Genomic DNA, 16878 nt, shown 5'->3' on the forward strand with positions numbered 1-16878 from the left:
TGGCGGATTTTTTTTATCTTTGTACCCTCTTCCGTGGAAGAGGGTAATGCTTACTTACTCTTTATATCGAAGATATCCGTTCCCAGATGGTTGTAGTCAACTTTCTGTAACTTGAAGTTGGTAACGTAAACTGGGGGAGCTTTCTTACCTGAAACGAATGGGTAAGCCGTTTTTATCTGCTCGGCAGAGATCCCCGTCCACTGAGAGAAGAACTGCAGAAAATCATTTGCTGAACGTCGGGCTTTGATGACGCGATGCTTTTTATCGTCACTCGACAGCACCATAAAGGGTACCTGGAAGTTCTGCTGGAACTTGTCATCGTGCGCCAGATACTGCACCTCTTTTCCACGTTCTTTAAACGCCAGCCCGTGATCTGAGAAATAGACCAGCGAGAAGCTGTCGCCCGTATTGCGTAACTGCTCGTACAACTTGCTGAGCAGGTCGTCGGTTTGCGTCATGGTATAGAGATAACAAGAGGTCTCTTTGGACTGCACGAACTCGGCGTACTTCCCACCAGTGCGATCGCAGGCCTGCGGATGCGATCCCATCAGGTGCAGGACAATCAACTGAGGCTGCGTACGCGGGGTGGCAAAGACCTGCGACGTCATTTTCAGCAGCGCTTCATCTTTCGTATTTTTATCGGCTTCAAAGTCGCCGCTCTTCAGGAACTGCACTTCATCAGCACGCTTAGCGATACTGGCGATGGCCGTATCGTATTCACCAATTTGCCCCTGATTGGAGAACCACCATGTCTGAAAACCTGCGCGGTTTGCCAGAGTGACAAAGTTATCCTGGTATTGTGGTTTGCCATCAACCACGCGGTTGAGCGTCAGACCGAGCGATTTCTGCGTTGAACCGCTGGCCGCGACATAATCGGTAAACAGTGTGCCATTAACCGAACTGGCAAACGGCGTGTTATCCCAGTGTCCACCAAACGCCCCCATGGCATCGCGACGCGCGCTTTCACCAATCACCACCACATAGGTGTGATATTTCGGCTTAACAGCCAGCACGTTCCAGGTGTCTTTCATATTGGAAAGTTCAGCCATGCGGGCCTGCTCGTCGAGAACCTCTTTATTATTGACTACGACGTCTTTCACGAAGCGGAAAACTGGATAGCCGATATTGATGAGCCTTAGCTTACCGTCCCAGGGAATATTCTGGATGGGGGCGACAAACGCCACGGCAATGCTGAACACCAGACAGAGTATTTCGATCTTACCCCAGGATTTTTTCTCGCCCGACTGACGACGGATGGCGATAACGCCCAACGCGAAAATAAAGAGCCCAACCACGTAGCTGTACCATGGGAAGATCGTCAGGATCTCCGTCGACTCTTCCATGTTGGTCGAGTGCAGCGCGAGCAGGGTATTAAAGTTTGGCGAGCCGTACGCCTGACCAAACGGGAAATAGAGCGCAGCAACCAGCGAGCAGATCCCGATTAACGTTTTTTGCGCGCGCGGTGCGGCTTGCCATAGCAAATGCAAAATGCAGGTGAAAGCAACCGCATAGAGCAGACTAAAGGGATAGCCAAGCGCAAAGTTAATCAGCAATGACTGCAAAAAGTAAAACCCCGTCCACGGGTTTAGGGCCCGGCTGCGGGTAACAACAGTATCTATCAGGGTTAAATTCATAGGTCACTATCATGGATAAAAACGCCATGTGCTCACCCTGGCGTCAAGGGTCATAACCTGCCTGACAGTGCGTGGAGAGGGAATGAGGGTCCGCTTCAGCGAGCCGCAAATTGTGCAGGGCTGCAAGAAGATAGTGCGAGTAGTAAATAATATCAACAGTTGCTAAGCAGATGTTTTGCGAAGGGGACTGCAAATCCGTAAAAAAGATCGGGAATAAGGCGGCTAAACGCCATCGTACAGAGGGATTATGACGAAAAAATGAAGCGGCGTACCGCAACGCCGCTTAGTGAGAAGGTTTATCGTCCTGTTGCGGTTTGTTGTTAAACATATCGCACAGCATGTTCAACAGCATTAAGCGCACTTTAAAGGGGGAGTGAGTAAACACGGTCATACACCTCTTGAATTCGTTCATAAGACCTCCTGATTTTAGATCCCTTCGATCCATGAAGGGTGACTGCATTACATACAGATATAGCACAGGCTATATTGTAAAGCATTAACTATCTACCAAAAACAATAAGTTATAATTATATCAATAGATTGCGATAGTAAATAAAGGCCAGTATTCGGTAGTATTTCTAAGCTGTCGCGACATTTCTGCGACATTTTAAAGGATTAAGTCGTACGGCATCTTCAAGGTGGCTAGGTGCGAAATGCGCATAACGCATAGTCATAGTGATGTCAGCATGGCCGAGAACTTTTTGCAGAACCAGAATGTTCCCGCCGTTCATCATAAAGTGGCTGGCAAATGTATGGCGCAGTACATGGGTAAGCTGGCCGGAGGGGAGTTCAATTTTTGCACGCTCCAGAGCAGAGCGGAAGGCATTGTAACAGGGCTGCGGAAACAGAGTGCCTTTCGTGTCAGGTATTTCGGATAGAATTTCGTCATCAAGGGGGATAGTTCTGTTGCGCTTTCCTTTGGTTTTGATGAACGTGACTTTAGCCAGCAACACGCAGCTGATGATTCAAATCATTCAGCAATACGGCAGAACCTGCCGCCGTTATCAGTTTGAAGTGATCACGTCTGAACGTCTGGTTATCCGGGCTGGGTGGGATCAGGGGGAATATGTGGTTTATCCGGCACGTCTGAACGGTACGGAAGCCAGCAGCGCAACGTTTAGCGCGAGTCTATAGGGAGGTTATATGTCACAGACAGCTATTACACTGGCCTTTGAACAGTGGAAAGCCAGCCAGGCGGTAACAGGCGAACCTGTTTTGCTGGATGAATTTGTTTTTGCCAACGTGCCGGGGCTGGATGTCAGTAAAGGAACGCTGAATGAACAGGCCGCAAGTGATGCGCTGAAAAAGCATGAACAGTCGCGTAATCATCCGGATGCCACCACTTCAGCGAAAGGTTTTACCCAACTGAGCAGCGAGGTAAACAGCGTTTCTGAATCTCTGGCCGCGACGCCAAAAGCAATCAAAACGGTGAATGACAATCTGACCGAGCTAAAAAAGAGTCTCGGAACGTCGTCTACCGCGGACATCGTAACATCGAAGGATGACACCACGGCAGGGCGAGTGCCAGTGGTTGGCTGGATGGGGCTCGGGGGCGTAGCACCACGAAGCAAACAGGCCGCTAACAGCAGTTATGACAGCATTCCTGCGGGATTGCCGTCAGGTTTCTGGTCACACGCCGTTTCAGGTGGTCCGTTTGCCTATTCTTTTGCGCTCCAGCAGGATGGCGGAGGCGTCAACAATACGCGCCACTTAATCATCCCGACAGATACCAGCGGTAAAATTGCCGTCAGGTGGGATGATGGGACAACTTTCCGATATCAGTATTTTTATACTGACAGGAATAAGCCCACCCCGGAGGATGTCGGCGCAGTAGATAAAAAAGGTGACACGATGAGCGGCGTGCTCAAAGTGGGCGCAGAAGTCCAGAGTACATCCGCGAACGGTTTCAGGATGGCGTATGGTGACTACGGCGCATTCTGGCGCAATGACGGCAATAACCTTTATCTGATGCTGACCAACAAAGGGGACGCTTTCGGAAACTATAACGCGCTTCGTCCCCTGCGCGTGAGCCTTGATACAGGGGCTGTGGTATCAGAGTCGCCGCTGACCGTAACCGATACTCTGAGCGTGTCTAAAGAAGTTACTGCTGGATACACAGGCGCGTTTGCCTTTGCCGAGCAGTACCGAACCAAAGCGCCATTTTTCAACAGCTACACCACCGTTGGGGCGAGTGAATACCATCCGGTAATAAAACAGCTCGCCACAATAACCGGAAAAAATTCCTGGGCGTTTTCCATGGGCTCTCTGGTGTCCGGCGATGCTCTTTCATGGCATCTGCAAATGAAAGGCAGTGGCGGAGGTGATGTTAATTTCAGATGGGATGTTGAAGGTAACTTTATGGCGCCAGGTCGGGTATATCCTGGTAACTTCAGTAACTTTGATGACCGCTATATCCAGAAGGATGGCTGTCATATTGCTGGTTTTGCCTCTGGTGATGCCACGCGCCCCTATATGCGTCACGCTGGTAGTAGTCTCGTTGTTTATCTGGCAAAAACCGGGGATTCGTACACTAAGGCTGAGTCAGATAATGGTTACGCCGCCAGAACTAACGTCTACACGAAAGCTGAAAGCGACGGGAGATTTCAGCCCAAAGGCTCCTACGGTGCGCCAAACTCAGCCTCTAAGGCGGCCAATGGTTGGTGGCAATGCGGAAGTACCGGAATTATCGAGCAGTGGTGTCAGGGGGCGACCATGACCAGTGAAACCACGCAGACGATCACCTTTCCGAAAGCATTCCCGAATGCCTGTCTGCATGTTGAGGTGGGAACCCTGAATGTGAATAACAGTAATGATACTGAGGGGATGTTCCAGTTAATTTCGAAATCAAATACCGGTTGTGTGGTAAGGGCTAACAGGGCTTATGGCAGCATTGGCCAGGTAGCTGCGTTAATCAGGGCTAAGGGGTATTAAATGGAAAGGGTATTTTACAGTGCCAGCCAGGGTGGATTTTATTTAGGCGGTGATAAAGCGCTTTATGAAGCTGCCGGAACCTGGCCGATTGATGCGATGGAAATCAGCCAGCGCTGGTATGAAATCCTCCTGGATGGTCAGTCAAAAGGAAGTGAAATAACCGTCAATGATTATGGTCAGCCCGTACTGACAAAACCTGTCATCGATCATGTTGCGGTGGCTGAGTCTGAAAGATTGCAGCGCATTAATGAAGCGGCTGAAGCCATCGCCCCTCTTCAGGATGCCGCCGATCTGGGGATTGCCACAGTTGCCGAAGAAAAGGCGCTTTCCAGCTGGAAGCTTTATCGGGTGATGCTGAACAGGCTGGATGTTAGTCCCGCGCCGGATATCGAATGGCCGGAGAGACCTCAAGATGTGGCGTGAGGCGAGAATAGCTTTCAGTGATTCAGTGGGAGCGCTGAATTGTTCCGTTATCCCGGTGCATCCCTGGCTGTACGGGGTAGGGCAACAGACAGAAAACGGTGCTTACCTCAGCCCGGTAAATGCGATTAATTACCTGGCTGAGAAACTGGCCGGAACGGGCGGGGCAAGTGATATCGTGATCATGATGGTTTCAGGCCAGACACATGACAGCTTTATGGCCAGCCTGGATAACGATTCCGGGATGTTCCAGTTTCCCCCTGAAGGGACGCTGGTCGAAATCGCTTTTACTGGCGGACGGCCGGATAAGCCTTTTGTGCGGCAGACCGTGCCGGACGGAACCAGCCTCCCGGATATCCAGCCTGGCGAACAGCTGCAACAGCAGCGTGCAGAAGTGTCGCAGCGCGTCACCCAGGCGGGGGACTGGGTGAGGCAGACAGACCAGACAATCAGTGAAACATCTATGGCGCGGATGGTTAAGGCCGATACGGAACTGCGGGAGCTGGTCAGCCGGGAAACTACGGTTAAGGCCACGGATAAAATTACTGTGCTGGGCACATCCACGCTGATGGCCGGAGCCATTCAGCAGGTATGTACAGGGGATTACAGCCAGGCAGTCAATAACCGCGTTGCGAGTATCGGCGGCAATGATGAAACGGACATAGCCGGGAGCCAGTCAGTCACAACGGGAAAAGACCTGATCGAGAAAATCGGGCAGATACGTAAAAGCGTGGCGGCCGTGCAACAGCAGATTATTGCCCCGGTGGTGTGGATTGGTTCTGGCACCATCAACGTGGCACAGCTGATGCTGGACACGCTGGACGTGGTGAAAGAGCTGGCAGAGCAAACAGCAAGCCACACGCACAGCAATACAGGAGCACCAACCAACGCGGGAGCCATCCGGAACACCGGAGCGAAAGCGGACACGCTGAACGGAAAATACTCCCCGGTTATTGGCCAGTAAACCAACCCAGAACATAACCCGCGAAATGCGGGTTTTTTTATGCCCTCTGTACCATGCCGGGTTCTATGCCCGACTAATAAATTTTTAGTGGCTGCACCATACGCCACCAGTGGCATTCTGCCGCCTCCATCCTCCTGGGAGTCTTCACGCTTCAACAGAAACAGATCGTGCCTACTGCGCGGCGCTGAGAGCGTCACAGCATGGCAAAAAAATTCTTTCGCAGACAAAAATCGCACTACACCGCACCCGCCTGCGGTTTTTGGATCATAAAAATTTTTCAGTTTTATTTTTCTTCAAAACATATCGCCAGACCGCGCCAGTGCTGGCGGCTTTGCAGAAAACCCAAACTGAAAAGATTGAAAAGAATTTCAGTGTTTTTCACTTTTATGGATCTGTGGAGGATCAAAATAAAAATGTAACTTACAGAAAAATAAAGGAAATATTAATTTTATGTGAGTGGGCGGGATCGTTTCGGCTGCGGAACTCAACTGTCAAAAATCGCTTTAAGTCAGGACTGGCGGGGATTACAGGCTGGTTGAGTGAATTTAAGAAACTGAAAATATAGACAGTTCATCGCGTCACGATGATTTTTAGCCTGAACTTTATGTATCATCATTGGAATTATCTTAATAAGGGAACATCAGTGGAAATTATTGAGACCAAATTATTTGGAAGAGTCAAAGCCCCGATAAACGTGGCAGAGCTTATAAAGATTGCCGAAGGGGTGTCTTCTCGAATGTCCATTGTCCATATGTGGCGAGGGCAGGGAGATATTGATTGGCCAATTCATAGTGCTGCTTATCGTAGACTGAACTTAGGTCGTCGTAAGGTCACTGAAGTTAGGATGCGTGACTATGAATTAGATTTGTTAAGAAGGGCGCGTCACAGAGGTTATGGATATGAGGATGGCAGAAGGCTGGCAGATTTTGAGGTTTTGGCAAAGCTACAGCATCATGGTGCCGCTACCCGTCTAATTGACTTTTCGAGGAACATTTTAGTCGCGCTATGGTTTGCCTGTAATTCTGAAAAAGGCAAAACAGGTCTTTTGCTTGGTCTCCACACAGATTACATCAACGGACAGGAGGAAGAAGCAGAGGAGCGGGAATACAACCAAATATTTATAGATGGCGAAAGTAACGCGGGTGCCACTACGTGGGAGCCTCCTGCAGTTACTAAAAGGATCGCCGCCCAAAGTGCCCAGTTTATGTACAGTATTGTGAGCGATCATAAAATGGGGAGTTTAGATTTTGACCAAAGAGAGGGCGCTTATCTTCCAATAGCCATCACTGCGGATGTCAAACAAAAATTCCTGAAATCCTTAGAGGGCACTTTCGACATCAGGGCTGTTACTTTGTTTCCTGATCTTGATGGCTTTTGTCATGCCAATACGGAGCACTTCAGGCAGTGGGATTCCTCCAGATGGTGATGCCCTAAAAAATGCCGCCGCTTTGTCGCTAAATGGCATGTGGTATAAATAAGGCATTGATTTAATTTATTTTTTATTTTCAGGCACTAAAAAATCATTTATACAGCGTTGAAGCCAGAGGGCAGTTGATAACGCAACCTGTACCCCAGATGCGAAAATCCCATGCGACACTCATACTGATAGAAACAAAAAAGCCACTCTTGAGAGTGGCTTAATTATATGATTCTAAAGCTAAAATTTGGTGGCCCTGCTGGACTTGAACCAGCGACCAAGCGATTATGAGTAGGGCATCTTCTTAACCTATAAACAATAATTAATTTATAGGATATAATTTAAATATTCATGTCCTTTTTCAATCATTGCCTCCAATATAAAATTATAGAGCTTTATTTCGCGGATAATACTTTCTGCTTCCGATATATTATGTATTCCAATCGACGGTAGGCTTAATATGGATTTGAGTTTGGAACAGAGTAAATCAATTTGCGACAAGTTTATCGTCATAGTCTTAGTGAATTCTGAAAGGTCACTTGATTCGATATGCTCTTTTAACTCTGATTCAAATGTTTGAAGGTCTGATAACAGTGATAAACTTTGGTGTTTTAAATTGGATGTCTCGTGTAAGGCTTCATCAGCACTACTAGTAAGTATAAACAACGATGATTTTGAAAATTTATTGTAAGATTGGTTAGATCCAATTGTACTGAAAATATTTGAATTATGTTCGAATTTTTTCCTGAATTGGTCTAGTTTATCATGTGACCATGAAATTGCAATTTCATCTACAATATCTGGTGTTGGAGCATTCGATAGTTCTTCAACCTCTTTTAAAGAGGAATCGCGTATTTCAATGTTTGCAAGATGTTCTTTTGATTCATGTAAAAAAGTAAGTTGATTAACAATTTTGAAGTTTTCAATATTTGCTTTTTCACATATTTCAGTTTTGAGAGCAGCTAAAGCTCCATGTGTTTTCCCTTCATGAATGAACCACCAATCTTGTTTGAGATCATCGCACACAAATATTACGTTATTAATGTTATCCGATTTGGATTTTTCTATGATTTCATACCATAGATAAAGATCCCCATATTTCGCCTGAATTTCTACTCCTGAAAAGAAATATGTTTCAGTTTTCTTTACATCCATAAAGCCTGGTGGGATCTTATTTTTGTAGCGTTGTTCGCCTTCAGTATTTATAGTATTTATTTGTTCGGTCGTAGGGGGCGTGCCTAGATTATTTTGAATGATCGAATCAATTTCATCCCTTATGAAGTCGTGTTGCGATATTTGTTGCTTGCTTTCTATACGGGGCTTAATTTTATCATTTATGTAATCATCAATAGGTATTTTGATTCTATGTTGTAGCTCTGATATTTCATCATTTAAAGAATTATATAGGTGTTTTTTTACACCACCAGAAGATAAAATATTCTGTAAATAGATATTTTCTAATTCTTTTTTTATCTTGGTTAGGCTGGAAATGCTTTCTTCAATTACTATGCGTCTCTTTCTTTGATATTCAAATCCTACTTGAAAAGGTATCCAAGTTCTTGTTGAAATCTCTTTCATTACTTTGAGAATGTCTTCTCTTGTATGATCTTCGCAACGATAGAGATTAAGTAGGCAATTAGTATCAAATACAAATAATGTTGAATCAGATAACCAAATTTGTCCTAGAGATTCGCTCGGGGTACTGTAGAATCCAGCAAAGGTTGATTTCAAAATTAAGCTCCATTTTTTAGAATCATCAGTTTTATCGAAGTTAATTTAGATCATATTACACTGGCTTTACAATCTATGTCTTAAGTCCATTAACTAATGACCATTACCACAGAACCTATAATTTAAACAAGTGGATCTTTTTGTGCGACATTTTTGAGTCATTGAAAACAATTTATGGTCATTTATAAATTTTAATTATGATTAAGTCATTGATCTTAATGATAATTTTAAATGAGTGGCAATTTAAGCAAGCTATATTGTATAGCTATGGCTATTTCGTTAATTTTTTGTGCTTACAGAGTGATGGTTTACAATGTGCGCTCTCGATACCGGGCGCTGGAAGCGTCACCCCACTGAGGAAGTACAATGAACCGTCGCGCAGGTAAGCCAACGATGAGAAAAACGACGCAACTGGTGAATGTTGAAGAGCATGTTGAAGGGTTCCGCCAGGTACGTGAAGCGCACCGACGTGAACTGATTGATGATTATGTGGAGTTGATTTCCGATCTGATCCGTGAGGTCGGGGAAGCGCGTCAGGTTGATATGGCTGCCAGACTGGGGGTTTCGCAACCTACCGTTGCTAAAATGTTAAAGCGACTGGCTTCTGTGGGGCTCATTGAAATGATTCCCTGGCGCGGTGTTTTCCTGACGCCGGAAGGGGACAAGCTTGCGCAGGAGAGCCGCGAGCGCCATCAGCTCGTTGAGAACTTTTTACTGGTACTGGGTGTAAGTCCGGAGATCGCCCGCCGGGATGCGGAAGGAATGGAACACCACGTTAGCGAAGAGACGCTGGTGAAGTTTCGTGAATTTACTCTTAAATATGGTTCCTCCGCTGAATGAATATTCCTGGATTACAAGCCCTGGCACGCGACCGTTTCTTTCATCTCTTATTAATTGTTGGCGCAGGGTTAAGCCTCTTTGTCCCTTTTGCGCCACATGCATGGCCTGCGGCGATTGACTGGCGAACCATCATTACCTTGAGCGGTTTAATGATGCTCACTAAAGGTGTTGAGCTGAGCGGCTATTTTGACGTGCTGGGACGCAAAATGGTGCGCCGCTTTGCCACCGAGCGTAAGTTGTCACTGTTTATGGTCTTCTCTGCTGCGGTGCTGTCGACCTTTTTGACCAACGACGTAGCACTGTTTATCATCGTGCCCCTCACGCTCACGCTGCGAAAGCTTTGTGAGATCCCGGTAAGCAGGCTGATCATCTTTGAGGCGCTGGCCGTGAATGCCGGTTCTCTTTTGACTCCCATTGGTAACCCACAAAATATCCTCCTCTGGGGACGTTCCGGGTTGTCGTTTGCCGCATTTACCTGGCAGATGGCCCCGCTGGCACTGGTGATGATGTTGTCGCTACTGGCGGTTTGCTGGTTTGCGTTTCCTGATAAAAAACTGCAATACCACAGCGGAACAATGGGTCCACAGTGGCAACCTCGTCTGGTCTGGAGCTGCCTGGGACTGTATATCGTCTTTCTGTTCGCGCTGGAGCTGAAATATGAGCTGGTGGGTGTCCTGCTCGTGGCCGCGGGGTTTGTCCTCCTGGCGCGGCGCGTTCTGGTGAGCGTGGACTGGACGTTACTGCTGGTCTTCATGGCGATGTTTATTGATGTGCATCTCCTTATCCAGCTTCCGGTACTGCAAAACGTTCTTCACAGTGTCAGCACGCTTTCCCAGCCTGGTTTGTGGTTGACGGCGATTGGCCTGTCTCAGTTTATCAGTAATGTGCCGGCCACCATTCTGCTGCTCAACTATGTGCCACCTGACACGCTCCTGGCCTGGGCAGTTAACATCGGCGGATTTGGGCTCCTGCCCGGTTCTCTGGCCAATCTGATTGCCCTGCGTATGGCTAACGATCGCCGTATCTGGTGGCGCTTCCATGTCTGGTCGATCCCAATGTTGATTTGGGCGGCACTGGCAGGCTTTTTACTGCTTTAGAGAAATGGGCAAGAAATAGACAGAAACGACACATTCGCAATGAGAACCAGAGAGGTATAACTCTCTGGTCGCCATTGAATGAACATTGAGAGGTGTGTCGTATGCGTTATCAAAAACTGGGCAATACCGGTCTGTTTGTTTCCGAACTGTGCCTCGGCACCATGACCTTCGGCGGAGAAGGGGGGATGTGGGGCAAGATTGGTCAACTGCAGCAACGCGACGCCGAGCAACTTGTGGGCCGCGCGCTGGACGCCGGGATAAACTTTATCGACACCGCGGACGTTTACTCTGAAGGACGCTCAGAGGAGATCACCGGTCAGGCGCTGAAAAACCTGAAAGTACCGCGTGAGAACGTGGTGGTTGCCACCAAAGTGTTCGGTGAAACGGGCACGGCGGGGGTGAACTCACGCGGCAGTTCCCGCTACCACATTATCAGCAGCGTAAAAGAGAGCCTGCGCCGCCTCCAGCTCGATCATATCGATCTCTATCAGCTACACGGTTTTGACCCAGCAACTCCCATCGAAGAGATGCTCTATGCGCTGGATAATCTGGTGCAGCACGGCCATGTACGTTATATCGGCGTATCGAACTGGGCGGCGTGGCAAATTACCAAAGCGCTCGGTATTTCTGAACGTCTTGGGCTGGCGCGTTTCGCATCTCTGCAGGCGTATTACACCATTGCCGGACGCGATCTTGAACGTGAGTTGGTACCGATGATGCAGAGCGAAGGGGTTGGGCTGATGGTCTGGAGCCCGCTGGCGGGCGGTCTTCTGAGCGGAAAATATGGCCGTGACGGGCAAAGTGAAGCGGGTGGCCGTCGTCTGGCGTTCGACTTCCCGCCGGTGAATAAAGAGCGCGCCTTCGACTGCGTGGACGTGATGCGCACTATTGCCGAAAGCAAGGGGGTCTCCGTGGCGCAAATCGCGCTGGCGTGGCTGCTGCATCAAAAAGCCGTGACCAGCGTGATTATTGGTGCCAAACGCGTTGAGCAACTGGACGATAATATTGCCGCGACCGGGATCAGCCTGAGCGAACAAGAGCTAAAACAGCTCGATACCGTAAGCGCGTTGCCACGCGAATATCCTGGCTGGATGCTGGAGCGGCAGGGGGAATATCGCCGCAATCAGTTAATGCAACAGTAACCTTTCTTATCCCGGTGGCGGCTCGATCACCGGGTTTTTTTCCCGCATTGCTCACAAAAAACGATCCTCCTCTTTGATTGATTTTTCATCTTCGCCTATATGACTAGTCATGTAATTTTAAATGACTAGTCATATGAGAGGGGACGATGAATCAATTACTGCCAGCCAACTTTTTATGGGGTAACTCGGTATCGAGTATGCAGACGGAAGGCGCATGGAACGAGGGCGGGAAGGGGATGTCGGTGTATGACATTCGTGAGGCCGGAGAAAATGTCTCCGACTGGAAAGTCGCAACGGACTCTTACCACCGTTATCGGGAAGATTTTGACCTGATGCAGGACCTGGGCATGAATTGCTATCGCTTTCAGATCGCCTGGAGCCGCGTCTGCCCGCAGGGAGATGGTGATTTTAATGACGAAGGTATCGCCTTTTACGACCGCTTTATTGACGATCTGATTGCTCGTGGTATAGAGCCGATGATTTGTCTCTATCACTTCGATATGCCTCTGGCGCTGGCACAGGAGTACAACGGTTTTAATGATCGCCATGTGATGGATGCCTTTATCCGTTATGGCAAAAAGATGATCGACTGCTTCGGTGATCGCGTGAAGTACTGGCTGACCTTCAACGAGCAGAACATCTTCCATATGCCGGAAGCCTTCCGGATTTCCGGCTATATGAAAGGGGAGAAAACCCTGCGCGAGTTGTATGAGCTACAGCACCATACAATGGTGGCGCACATGGCGTTGACTGAGTATCTGCACCAGACTAAACCGGGGAAATTGATGGGCGGCATGCTGGCGCATCAGTTGATCTATCCGGCCACCTGCAAACCGCGCGATATATTCTGTGCGCAACAATACGATGAATTCCTCAACCAGAACCTGCTGCGCGTCTTTGCCGGCCAGGGCTACAGCCCGGCGGTGTTGGCAGTGGTGGAACAGGAAGGCTTTAGCGACATCTACCGTGCTGACGATCTCCAGCTTCTGGCGCGCACTAAAAACGACTTTATGGCGTTCAGCTACTACGCCAGTAAAACCCTGGACAGCGATGCGATCCCCGAAGGCACCCCGGTTAATTATTACCTGCTGCAGGGTGAGAAAAATAATCCGTACCTGAAGGCTACCGAATGGAACTGGCAGATAGATCCGCTCGGGTTCCGCACCATCATCACGCGTTATGCCAATGACTGGCGCATGCCGGTCTTCCCGATCGAAAATGGCATTGGGATGATCGAGTCCTGGGATGGTGTAAATCCGATCGAAGATACCTACCGTATCGACTATCACCGGGCGCATATCGAGGCCATGAAAGAAGCGATCTTTGAAGATGGTGCAGAAGTGATGGGCTATCTCGGCTGGGGCCTCATCGACATTCTCAGCTCTCAGGGGGACATGCGTAAACGCTACGGTGTGGTTTATGTCAACCGGGAAAACCACGACCTGAAAGACCTGAAACGTGTGCCGAAGAAAAGTTACGCGTGGTTAAAACAGGTTATCCATACCAACGGACGCGAGATGTAAGTTGTACGCTGCCGGGCCGTTTTTGTGACTGATTGATGGGAAATATCCGCTATGTCTGAAACAAAAATAACACCGCATATGCAGTCCTTTGTCGATAAATTTGTAGAGTTCTCGGCGCGTCTGGCAAACCAGGTGCACTTGCGTTCCCTGCGCGATGCTTTCGCCACGGTAATGCCGATTTTCATCCTCGCGGGTCTGGCGGTGCTGGTGAATAATGTGGTGTTTCCGTGGATCTTTGAAGGCGACACGCTGGCACAATGTAAGCTGTGGGGGGAGGCGATAATCAACGGTACGCTGAATATCGCTGCTCTGCTATTGGCTCCAATGATTGCCTGGTCGCTGGCGCGTAACAAAGATTTCGACAATCCGGTCTCGGCAGTGGTTATCGCGGTCAGCAGTTTTATCATCATGATGCCGATGCGCTTACAGCTCACGCCCGTCGGCAGCGATACCACGGTGAACGTCACCCAGGTGCTGACGTTTGCCAATATCGGCTCCACCGGGATTTTCGCCGGGGTGTTGATAGGTTTGCTTTCAACGGAGTTGTTTATTGCTATTTCGCGCCTGAAAGCACTGCATATTTCGCTCGGGGAAAATGTGCCACCCGCGGTGAGTAAATCCTTTACCGCGCTCATCCCGACTATTCTCACGCTCTCTCTGTTTGCGGTACTGGCAGCGCTGCTGGCAAGCGTACTGCATACGGATTTGATCCACCTGATCACTACCTTTATTCAGCAGCCACTGCGGCTAATCAACACCAGTCTGCCGGGCACGATCTTTATCTACAGTTTTGGTAATTTCCTGTTCACGCTTGGTATTCATCAGTCGGTGGTCAATAGCGTGGTGCTGGAGCCGTTCCTGCTGATCAACACCAACGAGAACATGCTGGCCTTTGCTAACGGTCAGCCAATACCACACATCATCAATAACATCTTCGTGCCGACGTTTGGCATGGTGGGCGGCACGGGTAGTACCATTTCCCTGTTGATAGCAATTTTTATCTTCTCGCGCCAAAAATCGGCGAAGCAGGTGGCGCGCCTGTCGCTGGCACCTGGCTTGTTCAACATCAACGAGCCGGTCATTTTTGGCTTGCCAATTGTGTTTAATTTGCCGTTGATGATCCCATTTGTACTTTTGCCTGCCATTGGCATCTACTTTGCCTGGCTCTGTACCACGCTGGGATTAATGTCGCGCTGTGTAGTGATGATCCCCTGGACAACGCCACCCATCCTGAGTGCCTGGCTGGCGACAGCAGGAGACTGGCGTGCGGTGGTGGTGCAGTTGGCAATCATTGTTTTTGGTGTATTCTTCTACCTGCCTTTCCTCAAAATTGCAGAGAGAGTGGCGCTGAAAAACAGCGGGATAGAAAACTAGCAGAAAGGAAGGACGATGGCGGCGAAGTACATCACCATAGCGCGGGAAATTAAGAAACGCATTATCAGCCAGCAATACGCCGCCAATGAACCGCTGCCGGATCAGTTTGCGCTGGCGGCGGAGTTCAACTCCAGCCGGATGACCATCCAGCAGGCGATGCGGCAGTTGATCGTGGAAGGACTTGTCTATACCCGCCAGGGACAGGGGACGTTTATTCGCAAAAATTTCCTTCAGCTTTCGCAGTGGGATCTCTCTGGCAGTGACTACTTTGGGGCGACTAAAACGTGGGAACAACTGGGAACGGTGACCAGCCAGGTGGTGCACTTTGAGCTGCGTTTCCCGAACGAGAAAGAGCAGGCATCGCTGATGATTAACGCCGATGCGCCTGTCTATGACTTTATTCGTTTACGTTTGCTCAACGGAGAACCCATGTCGCTGGATTCAACGGTGATGCCAATGAACCTGGTCCCCGGCCTGACGAAAAGCCATCTTGAGGGCTCGGTATTTCAGTACGTCCAGGAGACGTTGGGGCTGAAAATTATGGGGTCGTACCGGATTGTGCGGGCGTTAAAACCGAATGCGCTGGACAGACAACATCTGGTCTGCGAGCAGACCGACCCTGTGCTGGAAGTGGAGCAGGTTATTTATCTGGAGGATGGCACACCACTAGAGTATGCCCACTGTCACTATCGTTACGATCATGGTGGGATCGTCATCGTGAATAACGGGTAAAAAAAAGCGGGCAACGAGGCCCGCTTTTTTAATGTTTCTCTATTAGTTCAAACGCACCGGCATACCAGAGCGGTTCTGAACGGCCTGGTCAACAATCGTCGTCTCTACGTCCGGTTGAGAGGTCACTGACTGCACTGCGCTGTTCAGCGTAACCGGTACGATTTCGTTATTGTTGATCTGATCTTCGCTGGTGGACAGCGGGTTGTGCACTTCAATGTAACGGCTGCCATCTGGCTCAGACGTGGCTTTCACCGGTTCGTTGATGAACTGCACGCGCGTGCCGACCGGTACGTTTTCGAACAAGAATTTGATGTCTTCGTTACGCAGACGCACACAACCGTGGCTGACGCGCAGGCCGATACCGAAGTTAGCGTTGGTACCGTGGATCGCGTACAGACGGCCAATGTACAGTGCGTACAGACCCATTGGGTTATCCGGGCCTGCCGGAACAACGGCTGGCAGCGGTTCGCCCGCAGCGATGTATTCCGCATGCATTTTGGCAGTAGGCGTCCAGGTTGGGCCTGCTTTCTTACGTTCAACTTTGGTGGTCCAGTTCAGCGGGGTGTCTTTGCCCAGCTGGCCGATACCAATCGGCAGCACGATTACGGTGTTGGTGCCTTTCGGGTAGTAATACAGACGCATTTCCGCGCTGTTAATCACGATACCTTCATGAACGGTATCCGGCAGGATCAGTTGCTGTGGAATATTCAGCACGGTACCTGCTTTCGGCAGATACGGGTCAACGCCCGGGTTCGCTTCCAGCATGTTGGACAGGCCCAACTGGTACTGTGCAGCGAAATACTCCAGTGGCTGAGAGTTACCTTCCGGCACCGTCACCACCTGGTTTTGACCCACCAGACGGCTACCGTCGGTTGGCAGCGGATAAGTCACCGCAGACGCGGTCTTACAAAAACCTACTACGGCTAACGCCGCCGCAAAAAGCGTTGTTAATTTCATGTTCATGTTATGCGAGGTATCTGAGCCACTCTGGCGATTAGTTGAATAAGTCTGAATTCGATGGGAGCGCATTATATGTGCATTCCCGCTAACAGGGAATTCAGATGTGTACGAAA

General features: G+C 49.2%; 15 protein-coding genes and 2 pseudogenes. 12 read left to right on the forward strand and 5 right to left on the reverse strand.

Going from position 1 to position 16878, the window contains the following annotated elements:
• Positions 1–50 precede the first annotated feature (50 nt).
• The 3 genes and pseudogenes from HED65_RS09955 to HED65_RS09965 all read right to left on the reverse strand — a co-directional run.
• Positions 51–1634 carry a phosphoethanolamine transferase gene (locus HED65_RS09955; protein ID WP_114978447.1) on the reverse strand — a complete coding sequence of 528 codons (1584 nt, stop codon included), beginning with the start codon at positions 1632–1634 and terminating at the stop codon, positions 51–53.
• A gap of 283 nt (positions 1635–1917) precedes the next feature.
• Positions 1918–2046 (reverse strand): manganase accumulation protein MntS, encoded by a 129-nt coding sequence (gene mntS / locus HED65_RS09960; protein WP_032667017.1) that lies wholly within the window; start codon positions 2044–2046, stop codon positions 1918–1920.
• Positions 2047–2212: 166 nt separating this feature from the next.
• Positions 2213–2575: pseudogene (locus HED65_RS09965) on the reverse strand (tyrosine-type recombinase/integrase); the annotation flags it as partial.
• Between HED65_RS09965 and HED65_RS09970 the strand changes: the two are divergent.
• The 6 genes and pseudogenes from HED65_RS09970 to HED65_RS09995 form a co-directional block, all read left to right on the forward strand.
• A pseudogene (locus tag HED65_RS09970) lies at positions 2574–2768 on the forward strand (hypothetical protein); the annotation flags it as partial. The pseudogenes HED65_RS09965 and HED65_RS09970 overlap by 2 nt on opposite strands.
• 9 nt (positions 2769–2777) lie before the next feature.
• A complete protein-coding gene (locus HED65_RS22660) occupies positions 2778–4565 on the forward strand; it encodes a phage tail protein (protein WP_223256817.1) in 1788 nt (595 codons plus the stop codon).
• Positions 4566–4988, forward strand: a complete 423-nt coding sequence (locus tag HED65_RS09980; RefSeq protein ID WP_114978448.1) for a tail fiber assembly protein — start codon at positions 4566–4568, stop codon at positions 4986–4988.
• Positions 4978–5949, forward strand: a complete 972-nt coding sequence (locus tag HED65_RS09985; protein WP_168112388.1) for a hypothetical protein — start codon at positions 4978–4980, stop codon at positions 5947–5949. The genes HED65_RS09980 and HED65_RS09985 overlap by 11 nt, the downstream gene beginning before the upstream one ends.
• A 109-nt stretch (positions 5950–6058) precedes the next feature.
• Positions 6059–6514 carry a hypothetical protein gene (locus tag HED65_RS22665; protein WP_114978449.1) on the forward strand — a complete coding sequence of 152 codons (456 nt, stop codon included), beginning with the start codon at positions 6059–6061 and terminating at the stop codon, positions 6512–6514.
• Between the two features lie 78 nt (positions 6515–6592).
• Positions 6593–7375, forward strand: coding sequence for an FRG domain-containing protein (locus HED65_RS09995; protein ID WP_114978450.1), 783 nt, complete (start codon positions 6593–6595; stop codon positions 7373–7375).
• A 318-nt stretch (positions 7376–7693) separates the two neighbouring features.
• Here the strand turns inward: HED65_RS09995 and HED65_RS10000 are convergent, their stop codons facing one another.
• Positions 7694–9097, reverse strand: coding sequence for a PIN domain-containing protein (locus HED65_RS10000; RefSeq protein WP_147279794.1), 1404 nt, complete (start codon positions 9095–9097; stop codon positions 7694–7696).
• A 366-nt stretch (positions 9098–9463) separates the two neighbouring features.
• Between HED65_RS10000 and mntR the strand changes: the two genes are divergently transcribed.
• The 6 genes from mntR to HED65_RS10030 all read left to right on the forward strand — a co-directional run bounded on the left by mntR (position 9464) and on the right by HED65_RS10030 (position 15805).
• Positions 9464–9937, forward strand: coding sequence for a manganese-binding transcriptional regulator MntR (gene mntR, locus HED65_RS10005; RefSeq protein ID WP_114978452.1), 474 nt, complete (start codon positions 9464–9466; stop codon positions 9935–9937).
• Positions 9934–11034, forward strand: coding sequence for an anion transporter (locus HED65_RS10010; protein ID WP_114978453.1), 1101 nt, complete (start codon positions 9934–9936; stop codon positions 11032–11034). Before mntR ends, HED65_RS10010 begins: the two co-directional genes overlap by 4 nt.
• Before the next feature lie 101 nt (positions 11035–11135).
• Positions 11136–12176: an aldo/keto reductase gene (locus tag HED65_RS10015; RefSeq protein WP_114978454.1), complete on the forward strand. Its 1041-nt coding sequence runs from the start codon at positions 11136–11138 to the stop codon at positions 12174–12176.
• A 146-nt stretch (positions 12177–12322) separates the two neighbouring features.
• Positions 12323–13699: a glycoside hydrolase family 1 protein gene (locus tag HED65_RS10020; RefSeq protein WP_114978455.1), complete on the forward strand. Its 1377-nt coding sequence runs from the start codon at positions 12323–12325 to the stop codon at positions 13697–13699.
• A gap of 51 nt (positions 13700–13750) precedes the next feature.
• The gene (locus HED65_RS10025) at positions 13751–15073 is read left to right on the forward strand and encodes a PTS sugar transporter subunit IIC (protein ID WP_028019357.1); all 1323 of its coding nucleotides are present in this window, start codon (positions 13751–13753) and stop codon (positions 15071–15073) included.
• A 15-nt stretch (positions 15074–15088) separates the two neighbouring features.
• The gene (locus HED65_RS10030) at positions 15089–15805 is read left to right on the forward strand and encodes a GntR family transcriptional regulator (protein WP_114978456.1); all 717 of its coding nucleotides are present in this window, start codon (positions 15089–15091) and stop codon (positions 15803–15805) included.
• Positions 15806–15847: 42 nt separating this feature from the next.
• Here the strand turns inward: HED65_RS10030 and ldtB are convergent, their stop codons facing one another.
• Positions 15848–16768 (reverse strand): L,D-transpeptidase, encoded by a 921-nt coding sequence (gene ldtB, locus HED65_RS10035; protein ID WP_114978457.1) that lies wholly within the window; start codon positions 16766–16768, stop codon positions 15848–15850.
• Positions 16769–16878 lie beyond the last annotated feature (110 nt).

This window comes from Pantoea sp. LS15, assembly GCF_012241585.1.
GTDB lineage: Bacteria > Pseudomonadota > Gammaproteobacteria > Enterobacterales > Enterobacteriaceae > Enterobacter.

What these genes read in the sequence shown, in the direction of transcription:
- HED65_RS09955 (WP_114978447.1), bottom strand. Translation starts at nt 1,634, where the DNA reads ATGAATTTAACCCTGATAGATACTGTTGTTACCCGCAGCCGGGCCCTA.
- mntS (WP_032667017.1), bottom strand. Translation starts at nt 2,046, where the DNA reads ATGAACGAATTCAAGAGGTGTATGACCGTGTTTACTCACTCCCCCTTT.
- HED65_RS22660 (WP_223256817.1), top strand. Translation starts at nt 2,778, where the DNA reads ATGTCACAGACAGCTATTACACTGGCCTTTGAACAGTGGAAAGCCAGC.
- HED65_RS09980 (WP_114978448.1), top strand. Translation starts at nt 4,566, where the DNA reads ATGGAAAGGGTATTTTACAGTGCCAGCCAGGGTGGATTTTATTTAGGC.
- HED65_RS09985 (WP_168112388.1), top strand. Translation starts at nt 4,978, where the DNA reads ATGTGGCGTGAGGCGAGAATAGCTTTCAGTGATTCAGTGGGAGCGCTG.
- mntR (WP_114978452.1), top strand. Translation starts at nt 9,464, where the DNA reads ATGAACCGTCGCGCAGGTAAGCCAACGATGAGAAAAACGACGCAACTG.
- HED65_RS10010 (WP_114978453.1), top strand. Translation starts at nt 9,934, where the DNA reads ATGAATATTCCTGGATTACAAGCCCTGGCACGCGACCGTTTCTTTCAT.
- HED65_RS10015 (WP_114978454.1), top strand. Translation starts at nt 11,136, where the DNA reads ATGCGTTATCAAAAACTGGGCAATACCGGTCTGTTTGTTTCCGAACTG.
- HED65_RS10020 (WP_114978455.1), top strand. Translation starts at nt 12,323, where the DNA reads ATGAATCAATTACTGCCAGCCAACTTTTTATGGGGTAACTCGGTATCG.
- HED65_RS10025 (WP_028019357.1), top strand. Translation starts at nt 13,751, where the DNA reads ATGTCTGAAACAAAAATAACACCGCATATGCAGTCCTTTGTCGATAAA.
- HED65_RS10030 (WP_114978456.1), top strand. Translation starts at nt 15,089, where the DNA reads ATGGCGGCGAAGTACATCACCATAGCGCGGGAAATTAAGAAACGCATT.
- ldtB (WP_114978457.1), bottom strand. Translation starts at nt 16,768, where the DNA reads ATGAACATGAAATTAACAACGCTTTTTGCGGCGGCGTTAGCCGTAGTA.